The organism is Psychrobacter sp. UBA3480 (assembly GCF_002377945.1).
Taxonomy (GTDB): domain Bacteria; phylum Pseudomonadota; class Gammaproteobacteria; order Pseudomonadales; family Moraxellaceae; genus Psychrobacter.
This window is the reverse complement of the sequence record NZ_DFQV01000001.1, coordinates 44,578-65,496: the sequence shown is the minus strand read 5'-3', so window position 1 is coordinate 65,496 and position 20,919 is coordinate 44,578. Positions and strand designations below refer to the sequence as shown.

The window sequence follows — 20,919 nt, the reverse complement described above, 5'->3', positions numbered from 1 at the left end:
TATTAGAGTAATCATAAGATAGGTTTAAACAATGAAAAAGCCCAGTCCTTATTTAACTTTTGCAGGTGCTATTCCGTTTGTCGCCTGTGCATTTTTGCTGATGGTAGACATTGTTACCGTGCCTATACTTGGTTCAGTAGTCGATGTATTAAGTGCTTATGGACTAGTGATTGGCTCATTTATGGCAGGCGCGCATTGGGGTAATCATTTAGATTTAGCTGACGACAATAAGTGGGCTATTAGACTTCCACTATATAGCAATGTCATTGCGCTTGGCCTTTGGCTTGGGTTTTTAATATTATCAGCCAGTAGCTTTGTTTGGCTATTAGTGATTGGTTTTATAAGTCTGTTGGTTATTGATTATAGCCTTCATCAAGCGCAGATTATCAGTCATGCTTACTTTAAAGTAAGGCAGTATGTCACGGTGATAGTGGTCATATCGTTAGTCATCGCGGCATTACAGTTGTAAGTGATATTAACTAAGTCATGGCCAAATAACAGCTAAAGAACAGACAGCTTGCTTTCTCTGTTTTTATACTTGGGACGTTGATTTGAGAGATTACCGTAAATGCTATGTCTAAACGTTATTACCAAAAATACGACTTACTTTGTCTAAGGCGTGTCATCAATTAGCACATTGATGCAATTTATGGCCTTAAAATGGCTAAATTTTCGCTAAACTGTGTCAAAGTTCTTGTCAATATGTTCATATTCACTGCGAACTTTTCCTTATTTAGCATCAATTTATCTTATTTTAATGCTCATAACCTAATTGATGACACGCCCTAGCTTAATGTATAAAATTTATAAAAATAGGAGCGCAAGTACATGCGACTGACCAATTATAGTGACTACGCGCTACGCTCATTGATTTATTTAGCCGTGAGACCAGATCCATCACTATTGGCTAATATTAGCGATATTGCTGATAGTTATGGTATTTCTAAAAGTCATTTGACCAAGATTATTCATCAGCTGGGTCAGCTCGGTTATATAGAAAGTGTGCGTGGCAAAAACGGTGGCATACGATTGGCACGTGTACCTAAAGATATTAATTTGGGCGTATTGATCAAACAGATAGAGCCTGATTTTAATCTAGTAGAGTGCTTTGCCGTACCAGCGTCTCATAAGGATAGTGAGCAGGGCGCTCATCAGGCGGATTTGCCAGTGACATTCATTGAGGAAGAAAAGAATAAATCACTAGGCTGCGTGATTAGTCCAGCCTGCCAGCTAAAAAGCGTGTTTTTTGAAGCGCTCACCGCATTTATCAATGTGCTTGAGCGTTATACATTGGCAGATATTCTGAACAATGAAGATGAGCTAGCGACATTGCTGTTTCGGTAACAGCTTCGATAATCGCATATTTCATAAAGTCATTGGCTCAAAAAATGGGTCACTACACTAGTAAATACAGTAATAGCGACCCATTTTTATGCTTATTAAGAATATATGTTTAAAGTGTGAGAAATTAGGCGTTTTCTAGTTTTGGACGTGCTTTCTTAACGGCTTTCACCAGTGCTTTCTCAAACCCACCTTCTTTGAACTGAACAAGATAAGAATGCGCAGCGCAGAAATTGCGTACGTCACGCCATTCATGAGCCAAATTGGTCGCCCAGTCGCAGTATTGCGCACCAGCGTTTGGCTCGTTTTTCAGTGCTTTTTTGGTCGTAGGGTGCAGTATTAGCTCAGGTAATACAGTTTCTAATAACTTCGATGGTGGACTCATAAAAGTATCATCTACGTGCAAGCTTTGACTGGCAGGATGATAAGCCAATAAAGAACCTGCATGAATCATCTCATTGGGCGATATATAGTAAATGCCCTCTGACATTGAAAACTTAAGCTCAGGATAGCGTGCAGCGACTGCGTCACTTTCTACCAAATCATCTGCCCAATTGATTTCTGGTACTTTTTTATGGTGACGGCTACTGCCATAAAACGTCGCTTGCGGGAAGTCTTTGGCCATTTGAGCACAGCTGACTGTATGAAACGGATGTACGTTGAGGACAGCTTCGACATCTTGACCATTATTGGTCAATGCCATAATCTCATCTCGAACATCACCCGTTAGGGCGTAACTGTCCAAAAAGATAAATTTTCCTGATGATAGCTTGACTAGCGAGCATTGAGTGCCGATATTTAGTACGCCACCGAGACGGAATGTTCCGCGTATGTTCCAAAATCCTGCGCCTAAATCATGAATGTGATCAGTCATTTATAATTTTCCTCGTCTAGTAAATGAAATAGAATATGTAAATAAAACAAAGCTAATTTTTCACTGTAAGCTTCATCTTTCGAGTTGTTTTAATGGTATGTGTTCTAACTCTTTACGCTTTTATATTTGTTTTTATACTTTCTCAAGCTCAGGGCAAGCCAAATCAATCGCTGATATAAGTGCTGTCTCAAATTGACCTTCCTCAAATATAACCAATCCCGAGTGCGCGCCGCAAAAATGACGACCATCACGCCACTCGTGTGCCAGCTCTACTGCCCAATCACAATAGTGCTTAGCTGCGTTTGGCTCATCTTTGAGCGCTTTTTTGGTAGTAGGGTGTAAGCCGAGGTTAGGCTGCACGGCATTTATTAACTTGGAAGGGGGTATCTCAAAGGTATCATCGACATAAATGCTCTGGCTAGCAGGATGATAGACCAATAATGAGCTAGCATGAACCGTCTTGTTAGGTGAGATGTAATAGATGCCTTGAGGTATAGAGAATTTGAGTTCAGGGTAGCGCGCAGCAATGGCATCGCTTTCGACCAAGTCATTTGCCCAATTGACTTCAGGTACTTGCTCTGGATGTCTGCTACTGCCATAAAAGGTCGCTTGCGGAAAGTCTTTGGCCATTTGAGCACAGTGTACTGCATGAAACGGATGAACATTGAGGACGGCTTCGACATTTTGACCATCATTGGTCAATGCCATGACTTGCTGACGCACATCGCCAGTTAATGTATAGCTATCTAAGAATATAAATCGACCTGATGGTAGTCTTATGAGTGCACATTGAACACCAATGTCAAGGATACCGTTTTTGATAAAAGAGCCTCGAATACTCCAAAACCCTGCACCCAAGTCATACATCTCATCAGTCATCAACATTGCTCCTTAATCGTTCATTTATTCAATTGTTTTATTTGTTTGTAGCAGCCTACAGTCGGTTCAATATAATTTGGATACAAGGAAGGCGAGTGAAAGTACTACAATTTGTAGACTAAGCGAGCCTGACACCGTATCCAATTTATAGAGGATTGACCATATGATTATTAATTTTTATGGTAGTAAAGTCTGTAAGAAAAAAGATAGAAGCAATGTAAATGTGTAAAAATAAAAAAGAGTTGTTATTCAAATGTCATTATTAACAGTTAGAGCTATCAGTCCTTCCTTTCGTAAGTAGGTTGAAAATAGCTTATAAACAGTCTTCGTAATCATAGGCTGAGATACGAGGATCATCTATGTAGCTTTCATTGCCACATAAGAATTTATCAAAACGTGTGTCACCGTTAATATAACGTTGCATCCATGCAATAGCAGGTTTACTTAATAGTTTCTCGTTAAAACGATGACTGGCACAAAAATGACTGCCGTTGTTAATCTCGACCTTCATTTTTGGACCGTCAGCTTTTTGATAAAAAGTATTGGTATATTTTTTATTCGGGGCGATACGGTCATTTTCACAAGCGATGAATAGAGCAGGCGTATCCATCGCGCCATAGCTCGTATCGTGATAGGGCGTTTGTGCAATGATGGCTTGCACCGTACTGCGCTCAGTTGCCAGTCGTAGCGCACCGCCGCCGCCCATTGACCAGCCAATAGCGCCCAAACGATTTGGATCGATCATATGCCCCACTGTTTCATCAGCGATGAGATGATCGAGAGCCGCGCTCAATTGTTCAGCACGGCTATCTGGGTTATCGTAAATGGAGCTAGTATTAATAGTAATAACCACAAATCCCCAAGAGGCCAAACGCGGCCCCCACCATTTGATCGAAGACTCATACGACACGTAACCTGGCACCACCGCGATACCACCTAGCAGACCACAGTTAGCAGCATCCGTTGGATAATGTATGGTACCGCCACCAAAGCCATTGGCAGATTGACGACTCACGTGCTTGGACTTTACAGAAAACGGACCGTTATCACGTGTTTTAGTGAGCTCAGTAGCAGTGATAGCGTCATCCTTTATACAGTCTACTGCCGCTAGTGAGTTTGTAGCGTCGAGTGTTGATCCAACTGGACTGAGACCTTTAACGCTAGTTTCTGACACAGTTATTTCTGCTACAGCCATCGTAGAGAAAACCAATATACTCATCGCGATAATAATTTTTGAAAGCACCATATTTTTCGTCATAGTAAATTGTATTCTAAAAGATTGTGTAGTCGTGCACGTCTCTAGGTTAGAAAAAATAGACGTAGGTAGTGATTGTTAACTGTCACTGTTATCAATCGTTAAAGTAGTTAAATGATTAACAAATGCGTCAACAGCATCTGACCATACTACCCTGTATATGCAATAAACGTAACGTTGATCATGACCTTGTGAGTCGAAAACTGTCTTCACCGTCTTAAGTCGAAATGTGATTCCTAGTCAAGTTTTTCTACGATAATCTCGAACCCAAATAAAGAATCTATCAAGAGGCAATAACACTTTTAAACCTGAGTATATTGATGAATGTGCTACCATAATTGGCTTGTCATTATGATGAACATTTATCGTTTAATAACGGTGCTTTTGCTTATACATTTAGCATAAATCACCTTTATTCCTCTCTACCATCCACGCCAGTGACGGTTATCATTTACAGTCATGGTATAACCAATATAGTCAGATCCCCTGTGAATAATTCTAAAGATCAGATTCAAGATATAACAGCTGTGCCACCAGTCACATCCAATCATTCAACGTCGTGGATATTGAAGCTCACAATTGGCCTGATAGGTATGTTTGCTTTTTTGCAAGTGTATTCTATTCAAGCGGTGCTACCAGTCATGATGGTGGACTTTGCTGCGACCGAAGTACAGGCTGGCATGATCGTTGGTGCCACTGTATTGGCTATTGCGATTATGTCACCATTTTTGGGTATGCTCTCAGATGCAGTCGGGCGCAAGTCGTTTATCGTTGGCGCTTTATTGTTTTTAGCGATACCAACAGCGCTTATTGCCCAGAGCTCGAGCATTGAATGGGTCGGCATTTGGCGCTTCATGCAAGGATTGTCTGTACCGGGTATTACGGTGGTGACAATTGCCTATATCGGTGAGGAGTTTGAGGGCCGGGCAATGACTGAGTTGATGTCCTTTTATGTGTCAGGATGCGTGCTTGGCGGCTTTATGGGTCGGTTCTTGCTGGGGCATTTGCATGAGTTGATTGGCTGGCGGCATGGTTACTACGTCATGACCGCAATGACCTTGCTAGGCGCGATATGGGTCGGCAAGATGCTACCATCGTCTCGTCACTTTGTGGCCAACCCTAATTTTCGCTCAGCGATACAGACGCTGGGTGAGCACGTCACCAATCGCTATGTGGTAACAGCATGTCTGCTTGGCGCTTGCGTGCTGTTCTCCCTTGTAGGCTGCTTCACTTTTATTAATTTACATCTGGCAGATGAACCGTATCAGTTGACGACAGGGGCACTTGCTAATATTTTTGCAGTATATCTATTGGGCGTTGTTATCACGCCATTGTCTAGTAAATTGCTACGTCGGTTTGGCTCGGCGCGTACGGTCCGTGTCGCTATTGTTGTATCGATGGTGGGTTTGTTATTGACCTTGGTTACGCCTTTGTGGGGAGTGATCATAGGACTAGCAATTATGTCCTCGGGTGTGTTTGTTACCCAATCAGCAACCATCAGTTATATCGCGGTCAACGTAAAAAAGGGTCGTTCATTAGCTTCGGGTCTATATTATATGGGCTACTATACAGGCGGTACGCTAGGGGCATGGCTGGGTGGCATAGCTTATGCGCGAGGGCAGTGGTCTCTTACCGTATGGTTATTACTGTTTGTGCAGGTATTGGCGTTATTAATAGCCAGTTTTGGGATGATTAAAACCACAGTACGGGCAAAGTGATTGGCTGTCTGATTTAATGTAGGCTCGGTCAGTCATCTTATGATACTTAATGTAAGACCGCTTTACACGGCGTCGCTTTTTTCTTACTATCAATAACGATGTTATTATAAAAATTAAAATGATTAGCGCATTAGATTTTATGCTGCTATTAACTTGATTATTATTTATCCCTTATAAGTACAACAAACAAGGAAGTCAGATCTATGTCAAACATTTACCACAGTGCACCATCTGCCTACGATTATCCATTACTGGTCAAGCAATTATTAAGCCGTGCAAAAACGGTATCGCAAGATCAAGAGATTGTGTATGCGGACAAAAAGCGCCTGACTTATAAAGAGCTGTTTGAGCGTATCAATCGCTTGGCCAATGTATTAGCAGACCTAAAGCTCGATGCAGGTGATGTGGTTGCCGTGATGGATTGGGACAGTCATCGCTATCTTGAGTCTTATTTTGCCGTACCAATGTCAGAGTACGTTTTACAGACTGTCAATATCCGTCTATCGCCTGAAAAAATCCTTTATACCATCAACCATGCCAAGCCTAAAGTGCTGATGCTCAACTCTGAGTTTGCGCCATTGGTTAAAGACTATCAGTTCGAGAACTCAAGTATTGAGCATATTATCTGGCTTGATGACAATGGTGTCACTGCTGAAGGTATCTTTGGTAGCAACCAAAGCCGTGTCACAGGCGAGTATGAAGCACTACTAGAAGCTGCGAATAGCGAATTTGATTTCCCAGATTTTGATGAAAATACCATTGCGACGACCTTTTATACGTCAGGCACGACAGGTGATCCAAAAGGGGTTTTCTTTAGCCATCGTCAGCTAGTGCTACATACACTAGCAGAAGCGGCAACTTTGGGGATGCTGCCTGATAAGCAAGGCGTGAGCTATGGGGATGTCTATATGCCGATGACGCCAATGTTCCATGTGCATGCATGGGGTTTTCCGTTTACAGCAACCATGGTGGGTCTAAAGCAAGTCTATCCAGGTCGCTATGCGCCTGATACGTTGATGGACTTAATTGTCAATGAAAAGGTCAGTATCACCCATTGTGTACCAACGATTTTGCAAATGGTACTCAAAGAAGCACAAGACCGCGACGCTAGCTTTAATGGTCTAAAAATGATTATTGGTGGTTCAAGATTGACCGAAGGTCTAGCCAAAACGGCGATGGCACAAGGCATTGAAGTTTACACAGGCTACGGGATGTCAGAGACCGCCCCGCTTATTAGCTTAACGGGTTTTAGTCTCGATGAGCCTGAAATGACTGAAGAAGAAGACATTGCCCGTCGTTGTATGACAGGTAAACCCGTACTTATGGTCGATGCTCAGGTATGGGGCGAAGGCAACAAGTCAGTGGGAACTGGGCCAGAAAATACAGGCGAGCTTGTATTGCGTGCGCCTTGGTTGACCCAAAGCTATCTCAAAAATGACGACGCTGGCAAAGAGCTATGGGAAAATGGCTATATGCATACCCAAGACATCGCCTACATACGTCCTGATGGCTATATCAAAATCACCGATCGCTTAAAAGACGTGATCAAATCAGGTGGTGAGTGGATTTCATCATTAGAGATTGAGACTATTTTATCACTACATCCGTCAGTAGCCGATGTGTCAGTGATTGGCGTGCGTGATAAGCAATGGGGTGAGCGTCCGTTGGCTTTGGTGGTATTAAAGCCTGATGCTAAGGATACCAGTGCTGATGATATCAAAGCGATTGCAGAAAAAGCGGTAGAGCGCGGTATCATTCCTAAATATGGTGTGCCAAGCCAGTTTAAGTTCGTTGATGAGCTACCAAAAACTTCCGTCGGTAAACATGACAAAAAAGTTATGCGTGAGATGTATGCCAATCAAACTGAGATTTGATTAGTATTAGTTAAATGTTCAAATATTTGTATTCGTCAAAATGTAGCGCGTATTACACGCTTAATAGTTGACCTTTTCGATAGGCTCTGCTACATTTTAAACCGATACGATATGTATCGGTTTTTTAATTCTGGCAAGGATGACCAGTATTTACTAAGACATGGTTTTTTATAGTTGAAGCATTTTAGAGTTGGTATCAGCCAGTTGCACGCAGACAGAGCGTCGCGCGAGGTGAATACCGTTATAACTTATTAAGTGCCTTAACTATAAAGTACTATTGCCTCATTTCTCGTTTATGCTAAGGACAGCTACTATGAGCGACCATTCCCAATCTCCAGTTTCTACCCAAACGACAGACACGCCAAACTTCGCTGATATTTATCATGAGTCTATTACGGATCGAGAGCAATTTTGGGCTGAGCAGGCGAAGCGTATCTATTGGCATAAAGAGCCTGAGCAAATTCTAGATGACAGTAATCTGCCTTTTGCCAAATGGTTCGTCGGCGGTGAGACAAATCTTTGTTATAACTGCGTCGATCGCCATCTAGCAGACCGGGCAGAGCAAGATGCTTTTGTGTGGGTGTCATCAGAGATTAATCAAGAATTGATAGAAACCTTTCCAGCGGTCGTTGATTCGTTTAAAGATTTAGGTAACAACGTCGAGTTTTATACAGACTATACCAAGCGCCGCCTGACTTATAATGACTTGTATAAAGAAGTTAATTATTTTGCCGATGTGCTACAGCGTCACGGTATTGGTAAAGGTGACCGTGTCATTATCTATATGCCAATGATATTAGAAGCGGCTTATGCCATGCTGGCGTGTGCTCGTATTGGTGCCGTGCATTCAGTCGTATTTGGTGGGTTTGCCGCCCATAACTTGGCTATCCGTATGGATGATGCCGAGGCCAAAATGGTCATTACGGTAGATGCAGGGCTGCGCTGCGGTAAGGTCATTAATTATAAAAGCCTAGTCAATCAAGGCGTCGAGCAAGCATCTGTTAAGCCAGAGCATGTACTGGTGGTCAATCGCGGTATATTGCCGTTTGAGGCAAAAGACATCGATGTTGATTATGCGACCGAGCGTCGTCATAGTTGTGAGGCCAATGCAGTCGTAGATCCAGTTTGGCTTGAGTCAAACACCCCGTCTTATCTGCTTTATACTTCTGGTACTACTGGCACACCAAAAGGAGTGCAGCGGGATACAGGCGGTCATGCAGTTGCGCTGACGACGTCAATGGATTATGTCTATGATGGCAAGGCGGGCGAGACGTTTTGGGCAATATCTGATATTGGTTGGGCCGTTGGGCATTCTTATACGATCTATGCGCCGTTACTGGCTGGTATGACCAGTATTATGTATGAGGGCTTGCCGCATATGCCAAACCCAGGTATCTGGTGGCGTATCGTTGAAGCTAACAAAGTTAATATTTTATTCACCGCTCCTACAGGCGTGCGTATGCTCAAAAAGCAAGACGAAAGCTGGATGACGCGTTACGATGTCTCCAGTGTGAAGTCGTTCTTTTTGGCAGGCGAGCCGCTTGATGAATCGACGGCTAATTGGTTGACTCAGCATCTAGGCGTACCAATTTTAGATCACTATTGGCAAACAGAGTCTGGTTGGCCAATCTTGAGCCATACGCCAAAGTTCAATCATAAGCCGCACAAGCAGGGGTCACCTGGTTACCCGATGTATGGCTATGAGGCGCATGTTATCAATGAGGAAACAGGCGATCCTTGTCAGGCTGGCGAAAAAGGGTTGCTTGCAATTAAAGCACCGCTACCGCCTGGCTGTCTCACCACGGTATGGCGTAACGACGAGCGTTTTATTAGCAGCTATTTTGGTCTGTTTGATGGTCAGCAGTACTCAACCTCGGACTATGCAGTAACAGATGAAGAAGGGTATTTCTACATCTTAGGGCGTACCGATGATGTGATTAACGTTGCAGGACATCGCATAGGCACACAAGAGATAGAGGAGGCCATCAGCACACATCCAGAGATGGCAGAGTGTGCTGTGGTGGGTATTCAAGACGAGCTAAAAGGCGAGCTACCTATTGCATTCTGTGTCCTAAAAGATCAAACGCAAATTGAAACCACCGAAAACCGTTTTCGCATCGAGCAGCAAGTGATAGGGGCTGTCGTCAAATCTTTGGGCGGCATTGCGCGACCAGCTGCTATCTATTTCCCACAGGCACTGCCAAAAACCCGCTCTGGAAAAATCTTACGTCGTTCAATTCGTGCACTGGCGGAAAACCAACCGACAGGAGATATGTCAACGCTTGATAACCCAACTGCTATTGATGCGATTAAGCAAGCAATGAAGGATTATTGATTGGTATAAATTAGCACTATATGAGTTAGCGATGATGTTAATCGCAGCTGAAAGATAGGTTAATTTCAAAAAGCTCATGAGTCATCATGGGCTTTCTCGTTTTTATTATTTAAACAATTTTTATAGGAACACGTGCTATTAAAATAAACTTATATAAAAATTTGATAAAGCGCTTGACCGTAAAATTGATTTATTGTTATAGTCAATAACGATACAAAATAAATCATTTTAAAATTCAATTTTTTATGAATGTTTTATAGACAAACCCTCATTGCTTTTATTTTTCTAATAAATATCTAGGTGCCGTCACACGGTAGTCTCGCAAAAAAGATAAGGATATCTTATGCACCACGTTCAACAGCTCATCAATGGTCAGTTCGTACAATCAAACACCGATGAATGGATTGACATCACCGATCCAGCGACGCAAGAAGTCATCGCCAAAGTCCCACAAACCACCAATGATGAGATTAACCAAGCGGTTGCATCCGCACAGACTGCGTTTGCAACATGGCGCAAAACGCCAATCACCACGCGTGCGCGTATCTTTTTGAAATATCAATCTTTGATTCGCGATCATATGGATGAGCTGGCAGAAATCTTGACCGCAGAGCAAGGCAAAACGATTGCAGATGCGCGCGGTGATGTGTTTCGCGGTCTAGAAGTGGTAGAGCATGCCGCTGGTATCGCCAATCTGCAAATCGGCGACTTCGTAGAAAACGTTGCGTCAGGGGTCGATACTTATAGTATTTGGCAGCCACTCGGCGTTTGTGCTGGTATTACGCCATTCAACTTTCCAGCGATGATTCCGCTATGGATGTTCCCAATGGCGATTGCTACGGGCAACACATTTATCCTAAAACCGTCTGAGCAAGATCCGATGGTGACTATGCGTTTGGTAGAGCTAGCGATTGAAGCGGGCGTACCAGAAGGCGTGCTAAACGTAGTACATGGTGGCAAAGCAACCGTCGATGCTATCTGCGACCATCCAGATATCAAAGCGGTTTCTTTTGTCGGCTCTACTCATGTAGGCAAACACGTCTATGAGCGTGCTAGCCAATCAGGTAAGCGTGCCCAGTGCATGATGGGTGCCAAAAATCATGGCGTTATCCTGCCTGATGCCAATAAAGAGCAAACGCTCAATCAGCTAGCAGGCGCAGCATTTGGTGCAGCTGGTCAACGCTGTATGGCATTATCAGTGGTCGTGCTAGTAGGCGCAGCTGGTGAGTGGATTGACGAGATTAAAGCAAAAGCGGAAAGCTTGGTCGTCTCAGCTGGGAAAAATGACAAGGATTTGGGACCATTGATTTCGCCTGCTGCAAAGGCCCGTGTCGAGCACTTGATTGATACTGGGGTAGAAGAGGGCGCGAGCTTGATTTTGGATGGTCGCGGAATTACCGTTGAAGGGTTCGAAAAAGGTAACTTTGTAGGCCCGACGATCTTTGATAATGTCACAAGCGATATGCAAATTTATAAAGAGGAAATATTCGGACCAGTACTGTGCATTATGCGCGCTGATAGCTTGGACGAAGCAATTGCACTGCTCAATGCCAATCCACATGGCAATGGTACCGCAATATTTACCCAGTCAGGAGCGGCAGCCCACAAATTCCAACAAGACATTCAGGTCGGTCAAATTGGTATTAATTTGCCAATTCCTGTGCCACTTCCAATGTTCTCATTCTCAGGTTCACGTGCCAGTAAGCTTGGTGATCTAGGGCCTTACGGCAAGCAAGCGGTACAGTTCTATACTCAGACAAAGACAGTGACCGCACGTTGGTTTGATGATGAAGCGAGCCGCGGTGTCAACACAACGATTTCAATTTAATCGTCAGCTCACTGTATTTTCAGTATGACATTTTGTGTTTTCGGTATGACGATAATGCGACTTGCGGTACTATTAAACGCAATTTTATTATCGTTATGCCGCTATCATGTCGCGCTAATGTCTTATAAAATCTCTGACCAACATTTTTACTAGCGCTTTTATTAACGTTTATCTGAGATTTAAGCCCTCTATTCGATCTATAAGAACAAGGATGACCCTATGGATTTTTCATTGACCGATGACCAAGTCGCCTTTCGCCAAACCGCCCGTCAGTTTGCGCAAAAAGAGCTAAAGCCAAATGCTGCTGAATGGGATCGCAACTCGCACTTCCCAGTAGATGTGATCAAAAAATCTGGTGAGCTTGGCTTTTTGGCACTGTACACCAATCCAGAATATGATGGCTTAGGCCTACCAAGACTGGACTCAGCGATGGTATTCGAAGAGCTTGCATGGGGCGACACGGCTGTAGCAGCGTATATGAGTATTCATAACATGGCCGCATGGATGATTGGTGAATATGGTAGCGATACGCTATGCAAAAAATATCTACCCAATATGGTCAGCGGTGAGTGGCTTGGCAGCTATTGCCTAACAGAACCAAATGCAGGGTCTGATGCAGCCTCCTTACGTACCAAAGCGGAAAAGCAAGGCGAGCATTACGTACTGAACGGTGAAAAAACCTTTATTTCTGGCGCAGGCTCAACCGATGTATTGGTGGTGATGGCACGCACGGGCGCGGCAGGGCCAAAAGGCGTATCCGCGTTCGTCGTAGATGCCAATAGTGCTGGTATCGAATATGGTAAAAACGAGCACAAAATGGGCTGGAAAGCACAACCAACACGGACAATTAGTTTTAAAGATGTAAAAATACCAGTAGAAAACCTGATAGGTGAGGAAGGTCAAGGCTTTCGTATCGCTATGAAGGGGTTAGATGGTGGCCGTATTAATATCGGTATTTGTGCAGTAGGAACGGCACAAGCGGCGTTAGAGACCGCAACCAGTTACGTGCAAGAGCGCAGCCAGTTTGGTAGTGCAATTGCCAACTTACAGTCAGTACAGTTTAAACTTGCTGATATGTTGACTCAGACCATTGCCGCGCGCCAAATGCTGTATCTAGCAGCTGATAAAGTCGACAACAATGATGGACAAGCGTCTACCTACTGCGCGATGGCAAAACGTCTGTCTACGGATCTTTGTTTCGATGTTGCCAATGAAGCTCTGCAGTTGCACGGCGGCTATGGTTATCTAAATGAGTATCCGCTTGAGCGCCATGTGCGAGACTTGCGTGTCCATCAAATCTTAGAAGGCACCAATGAGATCATGCGAGTGATTATTTCACGTCAGGTTTTGCAAGATGAAGGGTTAAGTCAACTTCGCTAATTTATCTCGTTTTACTGAAACAAGGATGTTTTATGACAGATTATACAAATCTACAGCTATCAATTGATGGCCATACCGCAACATTGACGTTGAATAACCCACCGGCACATACGTGGACGATGGATAGTCTACATGCATTTAAGCAGCTCATTACCGACCTCAATGCCAACGACGATGTCTATGCACTGATCGTGCATGGAGATGGCGAAAAGTTCTTTTCAGCGGGTGCAGATTTAAATAATTTCTCAGACGGCGATAAAGGCCGTGCCATCAGCATGGCGATTGCATTTGGTGAGGCGTTTGAAGCATTGTCTGCCTATCGCGGTGTCAGTATTGCAGTTATCAATGGCTATGCGATGGGTGGAGGACTTGAATGTGCACTCGCATGTGATATCCGTATTGCAGAAGCGCATGCCCAGATGGCATTGCCAGAGACAGGTGTAGGATTGTTGCCATGTGCTGGCGGCACACAAAATTTGCCTATGTTAGTAGGCGAAGGTTGGGCCAAACGTATGATACTGTGCGGTGAGCGTGTTGATGCGGATACGGCATTGCGTATCGGTCTGGTTGAAGAGGTCGTGGCAAAAGGTGAGGGTCTGCAAATCGCTCAGGACTTAGCAAAAAAAGTAGCAAAGCAATCACCCGTCGCCGTCAGTTATTCCAAGCAACTGATTCAGGCGGCTAGAGATACCCCGCCTGCGCAAAATCTTATCCATGAGCGCGAAGCTTTCGTGAAGTTGTTTGATACTAAAGATCAGCGCGAAGGGGTACAAGCATTTTTAGACAAGCGTAAACCCAATTGGCAAAACAAATAAACAGCAGTCAAAACGCTTGAGCCATTTTTATTATTTAATTTTGTAGGTCACTTTTATGACATCAGCGACGAATGATATTAACTCCCAAACGTCAGTAAATAATGCAGCTCAAGAAGCGCCTGTGTTGTTCAATACTGAGTCGACAGATTGCGGGCACTTGATTGGAGTCATGACACTCAATACACCTAAATCGCTTAATGCACTCAGCGTTGATATGTGCCAATTGCTCTCAGCGCAGTTAGAGCAGTGGCAAGCGGACGAGCAAGTGGTTGCGCTTGTGTTAAAAGGTGCGGGCGACAAAGCATTCTGTGCGGGCGGTGATATTCGTAAGCTCTATGACAGCATGTCTACCAGTGCACCAATGCCAAACCCGTATGCCACTGAATTTTTTAGTCACGAGTACCGTCTCTATCGTCAAATGCACTTTTATCCAAAGCCATTAATACTTTGGGGCGACGGTATTATCATGGGCGGCGGTATGGGGCTGATGGCAGGATGTAGTCATCGTCTGGTCACTGAGCGCACACGTTTTGCCATGCCTGAAGTCACAATTGGACTGTTCCCCGATGCTTCTGGCAGTTGGTTTTTGCAGCGTATGCCTGCCAAGACGGGTTTGTTCTTAGGTTTAACTGGCGCGATGTGCAATGGCAGTGACGCGCTATTAGCCAATTTAGCAGAGTATGCTGTTGCCAGCCATGACTATGATGCCGTTATCCAATGTCTCAAACAGAGCAACTGGCAGGCAGTTGATAACGCAAGCAGTTCGAATAAGTGTCATGACAATAGTGCGCATAGTATTGTCAGCCGTGCACTTGCTGAGCTGCCAATAGCCGAACTGCCTGATAGTAAGCTTGCAACATACTGGCAGCCTATTCAGCAACTAATGAATAGTGGTAGTCTGGCTGATATTGATGCGTTGCTACAAAGCGATGAAGCACTCATGCAGCTAAACCAAGACTTTGCAGAAGACAGTTGGACTCAGCGAGCAGTTGCAACCTATCGGCATGGCTGCCCAGTCACGGCTGCATTAACCTATGCGCTGTATCACAAAGTCGCTGACCTATCGGTCGAACAAGTACTGTATTTAGAAACCAACGTCGCAGTACATTGCGCGGCCAATCCTGATTTTAAAGAAGGCGTGCGGGCATTATTAATTGATAAAGATAGAAAGCCCAAATGGTCGCGTTCATTGGCAGACTGTCTAAGTGTAGAAGGGCAGGCGTATATCGATCAGCATTTTGGCAATCCTTATTCTAAAAACGAGCACCCTTTAGAAGGTTGGTTAGGTAGTGACGCTTTGGGTAGTCAGTATGTCCGCTAACTGCCTAAAAGAAATTTATAACGTAAAACAGTCAGCGACTTTATAACGCTTTGAAGAATGATGCTAAGACATAAGATAGCAGCATTCATTAATAAGCAATATTCACTAATAAATACTGTTAAATAGTATGTAGCTATTGCTACATCATAAATCATCAAGGAGTGATGAGATGGGTACAAAGGATACAAGTACGATGGATAATAATAACTCTAAACCAAATATTGCCTTTATTGGGCTTGGGAATATGGGTGCGCCAATGGCAGAGAACTTATTAAAGGCAGGTTACGAGCTATCTGTTTTTGATTTGTCTGAGACAGCTACTAAGCGCTTGAAGCAAGCAGGGGCTAGTGTTGCAGAAAGTCCTAAAGACGCTGCAAGTAATGCTCAAGTCGTGATTAGTATGTTACCTGCAGGTCAGCATGTACATTCTGTATATTTAGGCGATAGTGGCTCTGATGGATTGCTCGCAGAGTTACCAAAAGGCACGCTTGTGATTGACAGTAGTACGATTGCGGCGGCTGATGCAAGGACAGTAGCAGAGGCGGCAAGTAAGCTTGGCATCGACTTCTTGGATGCACCAGTCTCTGGTGGTACAGGCGGGGCAGTTGCTGGTAGTTTGACCTTTATCGTTGGTGGCGATGCTGCTGCTTTTGCTAAGGCTGAGCCAATACTTGCTGTAATGGGGAAAAATATCTTTCATGCAGGCGACCATGGCGCAGGTCAAGTCGCAAAAATTTGCAACAATATGCTGTTAGGTATCTTGATGGCGGGCACGGCAGAAGCGATTAATCTAGGAGTCAAGAACGGTCTAGATCCCAAAGTGCTATCAGATATCATGCTGCAGAGCTCAGGGCGTAACTGGACATTAGAAGTTTATAATCCTTATCCACAAGTCATGGAAAATGTGCCCTCTAGCAATGGCTATCAAGGCGGCTTTATGAGCAAATTGATGCAAAAAGATTTAAACCTTGCGATGCAAACTGCTCAAGACACTGAAGTAGAAACGCCAATGGGTGCTAAAGCAACAGAGTTATATGCCTCACATACTGTAGAGAATGGTGATAAAGACTTTTCTAGTATTATCGGACGTCATGATGTCTCATTATTGTCTTAAGCATGATTGTCTTAAGCGTGACTCTCTTAACTATGTCTCTTTTGAATGTAACCTTCTTAGACATACCAATTTTTAGGAATACCAATTCTTAAAGATACTAATATTAAGAATTTTTCGTATCATTAGTAGGTGGCATTAATTAAGAGAATGCATTTGCTAAAAAGAAACAGGTCTACGCTAAAATCATAGCGTAGACTTTTTTTTATGGCTAATAGATAGTATTAGCTTTGCAGATCATATACGAGCGTCTGAACGTCTTGTGCTGCTTCTTGCAGTCTTGGAACGTGCGTCAGCAAATCATCTAATGAGACGCGTATGGTTGGCGCATGCAGATAGAGAGAAGCCAGATAGCGTTGCTTTTTATCCAAGATAGGTACAGCCACTGCCACCATCTCAGAGATAAACTCCTCATTATCGATGCCGATACCAGTATCAGCAATGCGATCAAGCTCGGCATTTAATGCATCGATATCAGTAATCGTATTCTTAGTAAACTTATCTAATGGTAACCCTTGTAGTATTTTCATACGGCTAGTTGTAGATAGTTGGCTCAGATATAGCTTACCAGTCGCTGTACACCACATGGGTGATTTTGCTCCGACAGGAAGATAAATCTGTAGTGGCAAGGTCGTCTGAGCACGATTGGTATAGATCATATTCATATGATAAGGAATACCAATGCCGCAAGTTTCTTTTAGCTCGTCAACCAGCTTTTGCAAAATCATCTGCCGTTCGTTAAAAAATAACCGTTGCTGCCAGAGCTCAACGCTCAAATTGCGTACGCGCTTACCAGGGATAATACCGCCACCAATATCAACAGTCAAAAAACCATCATCAACCAAATTTTGAATCAATCTATGAATGGTCGGTTTAGGGATATCTAGCTCTTGTGAGAGCTCAAGTGGAGAAAGCGGTTTTGAAGCATAGGACACTGCTTCGATGATTTCTAGTACACGGGTAATCGACGATACTTTAGGCATATATATGGCTCGTTAGGAGTAAAGAAATAGAGCAGGCAGCATCACAAGGTTTTCATAAATAAGACAAATAGTGACATTACTAACGTTCTATAACAAATCTATTATAACAACTAATTTAGCATAATATTCGCTTGAGGCAAGCGTTAGTCGCGTTATATGAGATCATTTATATCGTTTTATTTGTTGGCGTAGATTTGCCTATATACGTAACAATAGATACGTCAACTCACAAGGCACACTATTCTGTAAGGTTGAGCCATATAATTGTCATTGATTCAAAGTGCGTTCTAGATAACTATGTGGACATGTTTTGCAATACCCTTACATAAACATTAAGCAAGCGAAGTCTCATGTTTACGCTGTTTGGTTACTTTAAGGACGTTATGTAACATAAAAGCGAATTTTTACAGATTGGTGTAGCAATTATTACAGTACCTATGCAATCTTTACATAATGGCAAATAAAAACAGCATCAGTAGGGGTGACTTTTCAAGTCAGAATTGTTTTAATCACCTCAACAAAATGATGGTTTAACAAAAGCACAATCATCGTTTTTTATGGGCGGGTTTATTTCACACTTTAGGAGAATAATTATGAAATTTATTAAATTGACGGCAATCTCTGCTGCTGTTCTAGCATCAACTGCTGCATTAGCTGCTGAGCCAGTTATCGTTGTTGATAACAATGCTGCAGTCGCATATGAAGCTGAGCCAGTTGCAGTTGCTTATCAAGCAGAACCTGCTTCTTATGCATACAATGCTGACGCTGGTGTAGTAAGCAACACTACTGGCGCTGTTGTTGGTGGCACTAAAGGTTTCTTTAATAAAGTAGTAAACCCAGCATCAGTTAGCGCTGAAGTTGGTACTCTAGGTTATGGTGCGAACATCGGTTGGTCAATGAATGAGAAAACTGAACTACAAGCTGGTTGGGCAGGTGGCGATGTAGCTGACCTTTTCGGCGGTGATTTCGATGCAGACGACGTAAACTATGATGTAGATGCTGACTTTAGTAACCCATACCTAGGTGTACAATTACGTCCTACTGGTAACTGGTTCACAGTTGGTGCTGGTATCATCGTTCCAGACAACGATTTTGATGTAACTGCTAACTCTAAAGGCGGTACTTACAAAATTAATGATGTGTCATACAACGCAGATGATGTAGGTACTTTACAAGGTACTATGGAGCATCGTAACAAGCTAGCTCCTTACGCTACTATCGGTTTCCGTCCGAACATCACAAACAACTTCGGTCTATTTGGTGAAATTGGCGCAGCTTACATGGGTAAAACTAATGCTACTGTAAATGCAACTGACCCAGAAAATGTTGTGAGAGTTTCTAACGGTGTTACTGATATACCTTCTGGTCTTAATGCGGGTCAAGTTGCTAAACTTGCTGAGCAAGAGCTAGAAGATAAAGATTGGTTAGAGTGGTTGCCAATCGTTAAAGTTGGCGCAACTTACCGTTTCTAGTCTAATCACAGTTTAAATACTGTCATTAGTAGAAAACAAAAAAACGATCCTTTTTAGGGTCGTTTTTTTATGCTTAAAATAGAGTATTGAAAGATATGCTAAAAGTCAGATTTGAACTTTACTTAGAAAACTCTGCTCAAAAAATGATGACAGTTTGCTGAGATCGTAACGTGGCAATACGATAAACAGATTGGTAGTCCGCATCCTTACTATCACTGAGTATAGAAGCAGAGTTAACCTCTTTTTTATTTTCAATCAAGCTAGGAATAAGGTGAGAGTAATCCATACCCAGACCTTGAGCTAATGTATATTGGTTGACTTTGATAAAGCTTTCTTTTATTTGCCATAACAGTTTGGCAGTGCGTTCTCGCTGATCTGTAGATAGCTCCTGTAAAATAGCTAACTCGCTCTTTGAATAGAAACGTTTGACTACATGCCATGCAATATTATGGGTCTCTATATCGATACCAGCAGGACGCTGGCGACTGATAACGACAGCTATTTTGCTGTGTAAATGTGTAAAATTTGTCTGATTCGATTCTGTAGTTTGCTTTGAACTACTAGCTCCTGTATGGCTAAAGCATACGTAATACTGACTGTTGATGAGCCGATAGGGAAAGCTTGACTCATCCAAGGTGTCATCTATTTCTAATTTTTTGAGCAGCTCTTGCAATAGTTGCCTGACGCCTTGCCGCTGCTGCTGACGCTGTTTACGTGCTAGAGCAGGTACTAAGTGTCTAGGTGCTGCTGTCGCCACCTGATAGTACCAATTTAGGCTATTGAACTTAGTGATGTCTTTACACGACGTATTGCATGATGATAACCATAATGACTTTTTCCACAAGCTTCCAGTGACTGAATGACTTACTGACTCACTCACTTGAGCAGTCACACACCATGTCGTGGTGTCGAGTTGAGTGTACTGTATTTGGGTAAGGTTAGAATTCGGCATATATTAATAGTCATCAAAAACGATTATCATAGAATTGAGTAAGTCTGAACGCTATGTATTTGATACATAGATAGTCATACAAAAGCTATATTTAAATAGTTTATATCTAATTAACCTACTAAAAATCCAAAAAGCCCAGCAATATACTCTTGCTGGGCTTTTATTAAACTATCGAACGCTATAAATAACGCTAAATCACAATTTAGTAAGACAGCTCAGCACGACGGTTTTGTGCATACGCGTCTTCAGTGTTGCCAGCTGCTGCAGGGCGCTCTTCGCCATAGCTAATGACACGGATGTTGTTTGCAGTGACACCTTGAGCAGCAAGGTAGTTACGGGCAGCTTGTGCGCGTCGCTCACCTAGTGCCATGTTGTATTCACGGCTACCGCGCTCATCAGTGTGACCTGCGATAACGACAGTCGCTGCTGGGTTTGAATTTAGCAGGCTTACGTGTTGGTTAAGGACGCTCGCTGATTGAGCAGTAATTTCGCTGCTATCAAAGGCAAAGTAGACCACTGCTTGAATATTCTCAGCGCCCGTGATGACAGCGTTTGAGTTATCAACGATAACCGCACCATTATAGCCAACTTGTCCACCTGGGATACCTAGCGGGGCAACCACAACTTCTGAAGTAGTGCGCTTGGTAGCACAACCAGTGGTCAGTGCAACAGCGCTTGATAATAAAGCAAGAACAGCGATCTTAGAAAAACTGATTGACATGACGAGCTCCTAAAATTTTAATTAAATTTGTTTTTTTAAACTGCTTCCGATAAAACTTAG

Annotated in this window: 17 protein-coding genes; 11 read left to right on the top strand and 6 right to left on the bottom strand. The window is 43.2% G+C overall.

Features of this window, described 5'->3' with window-relative positions:
• Positions 1-31 precede the first annotated feature (31 nt).
• Together B2863_RS00280 and B2863_RS00275 are read left to right on the top strand one after the other, a co-directional pair.
• Positions 32-469: a DUF3429 domain-containing protein gene (locus tag B2863_RS00280; protein ID WP_296206740.1), complete on the top strand. Its 438-nt coding sequence runs from the start codon at positions 32-34 to the stop codon at positions 467-469.
• Between the two features lie 359 nt (positions 470-828).
• Positions 829-1,344, top strand: coding sequence for an Rrf2 family transcriptional regulator (locus B2863_RS00275; RefSeq protein ID WP_296206739.1), 516 nt, complete (start codon positions 829-831; stop codon positions 1,342-1,344).
• Positions 1,345-1,468: 124 nt separating this feature from the next.
• On the opposite strand, the gene B2863_RS00270 is transcribed toward B2863_RS00275, so the two are convergent.
• The 3 genes from B2863_RS00270 to B2863_RS00260 all read right to left on the bottom strand — a co-directional run bounded on the left by B2863_RS00270 (position 1,469) and on the right by B2863_RS00260 (position 4,340).
• Positions 1,469-2,215 (bottom strand): hypothetical protein, encoded by a 747-nt coding sequence (locus B2863_RS00270; protein ID WP_191113724.1) that lies wholly within the window; start codon positions 2,213-2,215, stop codon positions 1,469-1,471.
• A gap of 132 nt (positions 2,216-2,347) precedes the next feature.
• Positions 2,348-3,094: a hypothetical protein gene (locus tag B2863_RS00265; RefSeq protein ID WP_296206738.1), complete on the bottom strand. Its 747-nt coding sequence runs from the start codon at positions 3,092-3,094 to the stop codon at positions 2,348-2,350.
• 313 nt (positions 3,095-3,407) lie between these two features.
• Positions 3,408-4,340, bottom strand: coding sequence for a dienelactone hydrolase family protein (locus B2863_RS00260; RefSeq protein WP_296206737.1), 933 nt, complete (start codon positions 4,338-4,340; stop codon positions 3,408-3,410).
• A gap of 536 nt (positions 4,341-4,876) precedes the next feature.
• Between B2863_RS00260 and B2863_RS00255 the strand changes: the two genes are divergently transcribed.
• The 8 genes from B2863_RS00255 (at position 4,877) to mmsB (ending at position 16,734) form a co-directional block, all read left to right on the top strand.
• On the top strand, positions 4,877-6,067 hold the full coding sequence (locus tag B2863_RS00255; RefSeq protein WP_414706852.1) for an MFS transporter: 1,191 nt from the start codon (positions 4,877-4,879) through the stop codon (positions 6,065-6,067).
• A gap of 203 nt (positions 6,068-6,270) precedes the next feature.
• On the top strand, positions 6,271-7,941 hold the full coding sequence (locus B2863_RS00250) for a fatty acid--CoA ligase (protein ID WP_290177411.1): 1,671 nt from the start codon (positions 6,271-6,273) through the stop codon (positions 7,939-7,941).
• 313 nt (positions 7,942-8,254) lie between these two features.
• Positions 8,255-10,276 carry a propionate--CoA ligase gene (locus B2863_RS00245; RefSeq protein WP_296206736.1) on the top strand — a complete coding sequence of 674 codons (2,022 nt, stop codon included), beginning with the start codon at positions 8,255-8,257 and terminating at the stop codon, positions 10,274-10,276.
• A gap of 343 nt (positions 10,277-10,619) precedes the next feature.
• Positions 10,620-12,104, top strand: coding sequence for a CoA-acylating methylmalonate-semialdehyde dehydrogenase (locus B2863_RS00240; RefSeq protein ID WP_296206735.1), 1,485 nt, complete (start codon positions 10,620-10,622; stop codon positions 12,102-12,104).
• 219 nt (positions 12,105-12,323) lie between these two features.
• A complete protein-coding gene (locus B2863_RS00235; RefSeq protein ID WP_296206734.1) occupies positions 12,324-13,484 on the top strand; it encodes an acyl-CoA dehydrogenase family protein in 1,161 nt (386 codons plus the stop codon).
• Positions 13,485-13,516: 32 nt separating this feature from the next.
• Positions 13,517-14,299 carry an enoyl-CoA hydratase gene (locus tag B2863_RS00230; RefSeq protein ID WP_296206733.1) on the top strand — a complete coding sequence of 261 codons (783 nt, stop codon included), beginning with the start codon at positions 13,517-13,519 and terminating at the stop codon, positions 14,297-14,299.
• 55 nt (positions 14,300-14,354) lie between these two features.
• Complete coding sequence (locus B2863_RS00225) at positions 14,355-15,620, top strand: enoyl-CoA hydratase/isomerase family protein (protein WP_296206732.1); 1,266 nt, start codon at positions 14,355-14,357, stop codon at positions 15,618-15,620.
• Between the two features lie 136 nt (positions 15,621-15,756).
• Positions 15,757-16,734 carry a 3-hydroxyisobutyrate dehydrogenase gene (gene mmsB / locus B2863_RS00220; protein ID WP_414706848.1) on the top strand — a complete coding sequence of 326 codons (978 nt, stop codon included), beginning with the start codon at positions 15,757-15,759 and terminating at the stop codon, positions 16,732-16,734.
• Positions 16,735-16,955: 221 nt separating this feature from the next.
• Here the strand turns inward: mmsB and B2863_RS00215 are convergent, their stop codons facing one another.
• Positions 16,956-17,714, bottom strand: a complete 759-nt coding sequence (locus tag B2863_RS00215) for an IclR family transcriptional regulator (protein ID WP_165597749.1) — start codon at positions 17,712-17,714, stop codon at positions 16,956-16,958.
• Positions 17,715-18,307: 593 nt separating this feature from the next.
• Between B2863_RS00215 and B2863_RS00210 the strand changes: the two genes are divergently transcribed.
• Positions 18,308-19,186 carry a hypothetical protein gene (locus B2863_RS00210; protein ID WP_296206730.1) on the top strand — a complete coding sequence of 293 codons (879 nt, stop codon included), beginning with the start codon at positions 18,308-18,310 and terminating at the stop codon, positions 19,184-19,186.
• 136 nt (positions 19,187-19,322) lie between these two features.
• On the opposite strand, the gene B2863_RS00205 is transcribed toward B2863_RS00210, so the two are convergent.
• Complete coding sequence (locus tag B2863_RS00205; RefSeq protein WP_296206729.1) at positions 19,323-20,138, bottom strand: 4'-phosphopantetheinyl transferase family protein; 816 nt, start codon at positions 20,136-20,138, stop codon at positions 19,323-19,325.
• A gap of 202 nt (positions 20,139-20,340) precedes the next feature.
• Positions 20,341-20,859 (bottom strand): peptidoglycan-associated lipoprotein Pal, encoded by a 519-nt coding sequence (gene pal / locus B2863_RS00200; RefSeq protein ID WP_296206728.1) that lies wholly within the window; start codon positions 20,857-20,859, stop codon positions 20,341-20,343.
• Positions 20,860-20,919: the final 60 nt, after the last annotated feature.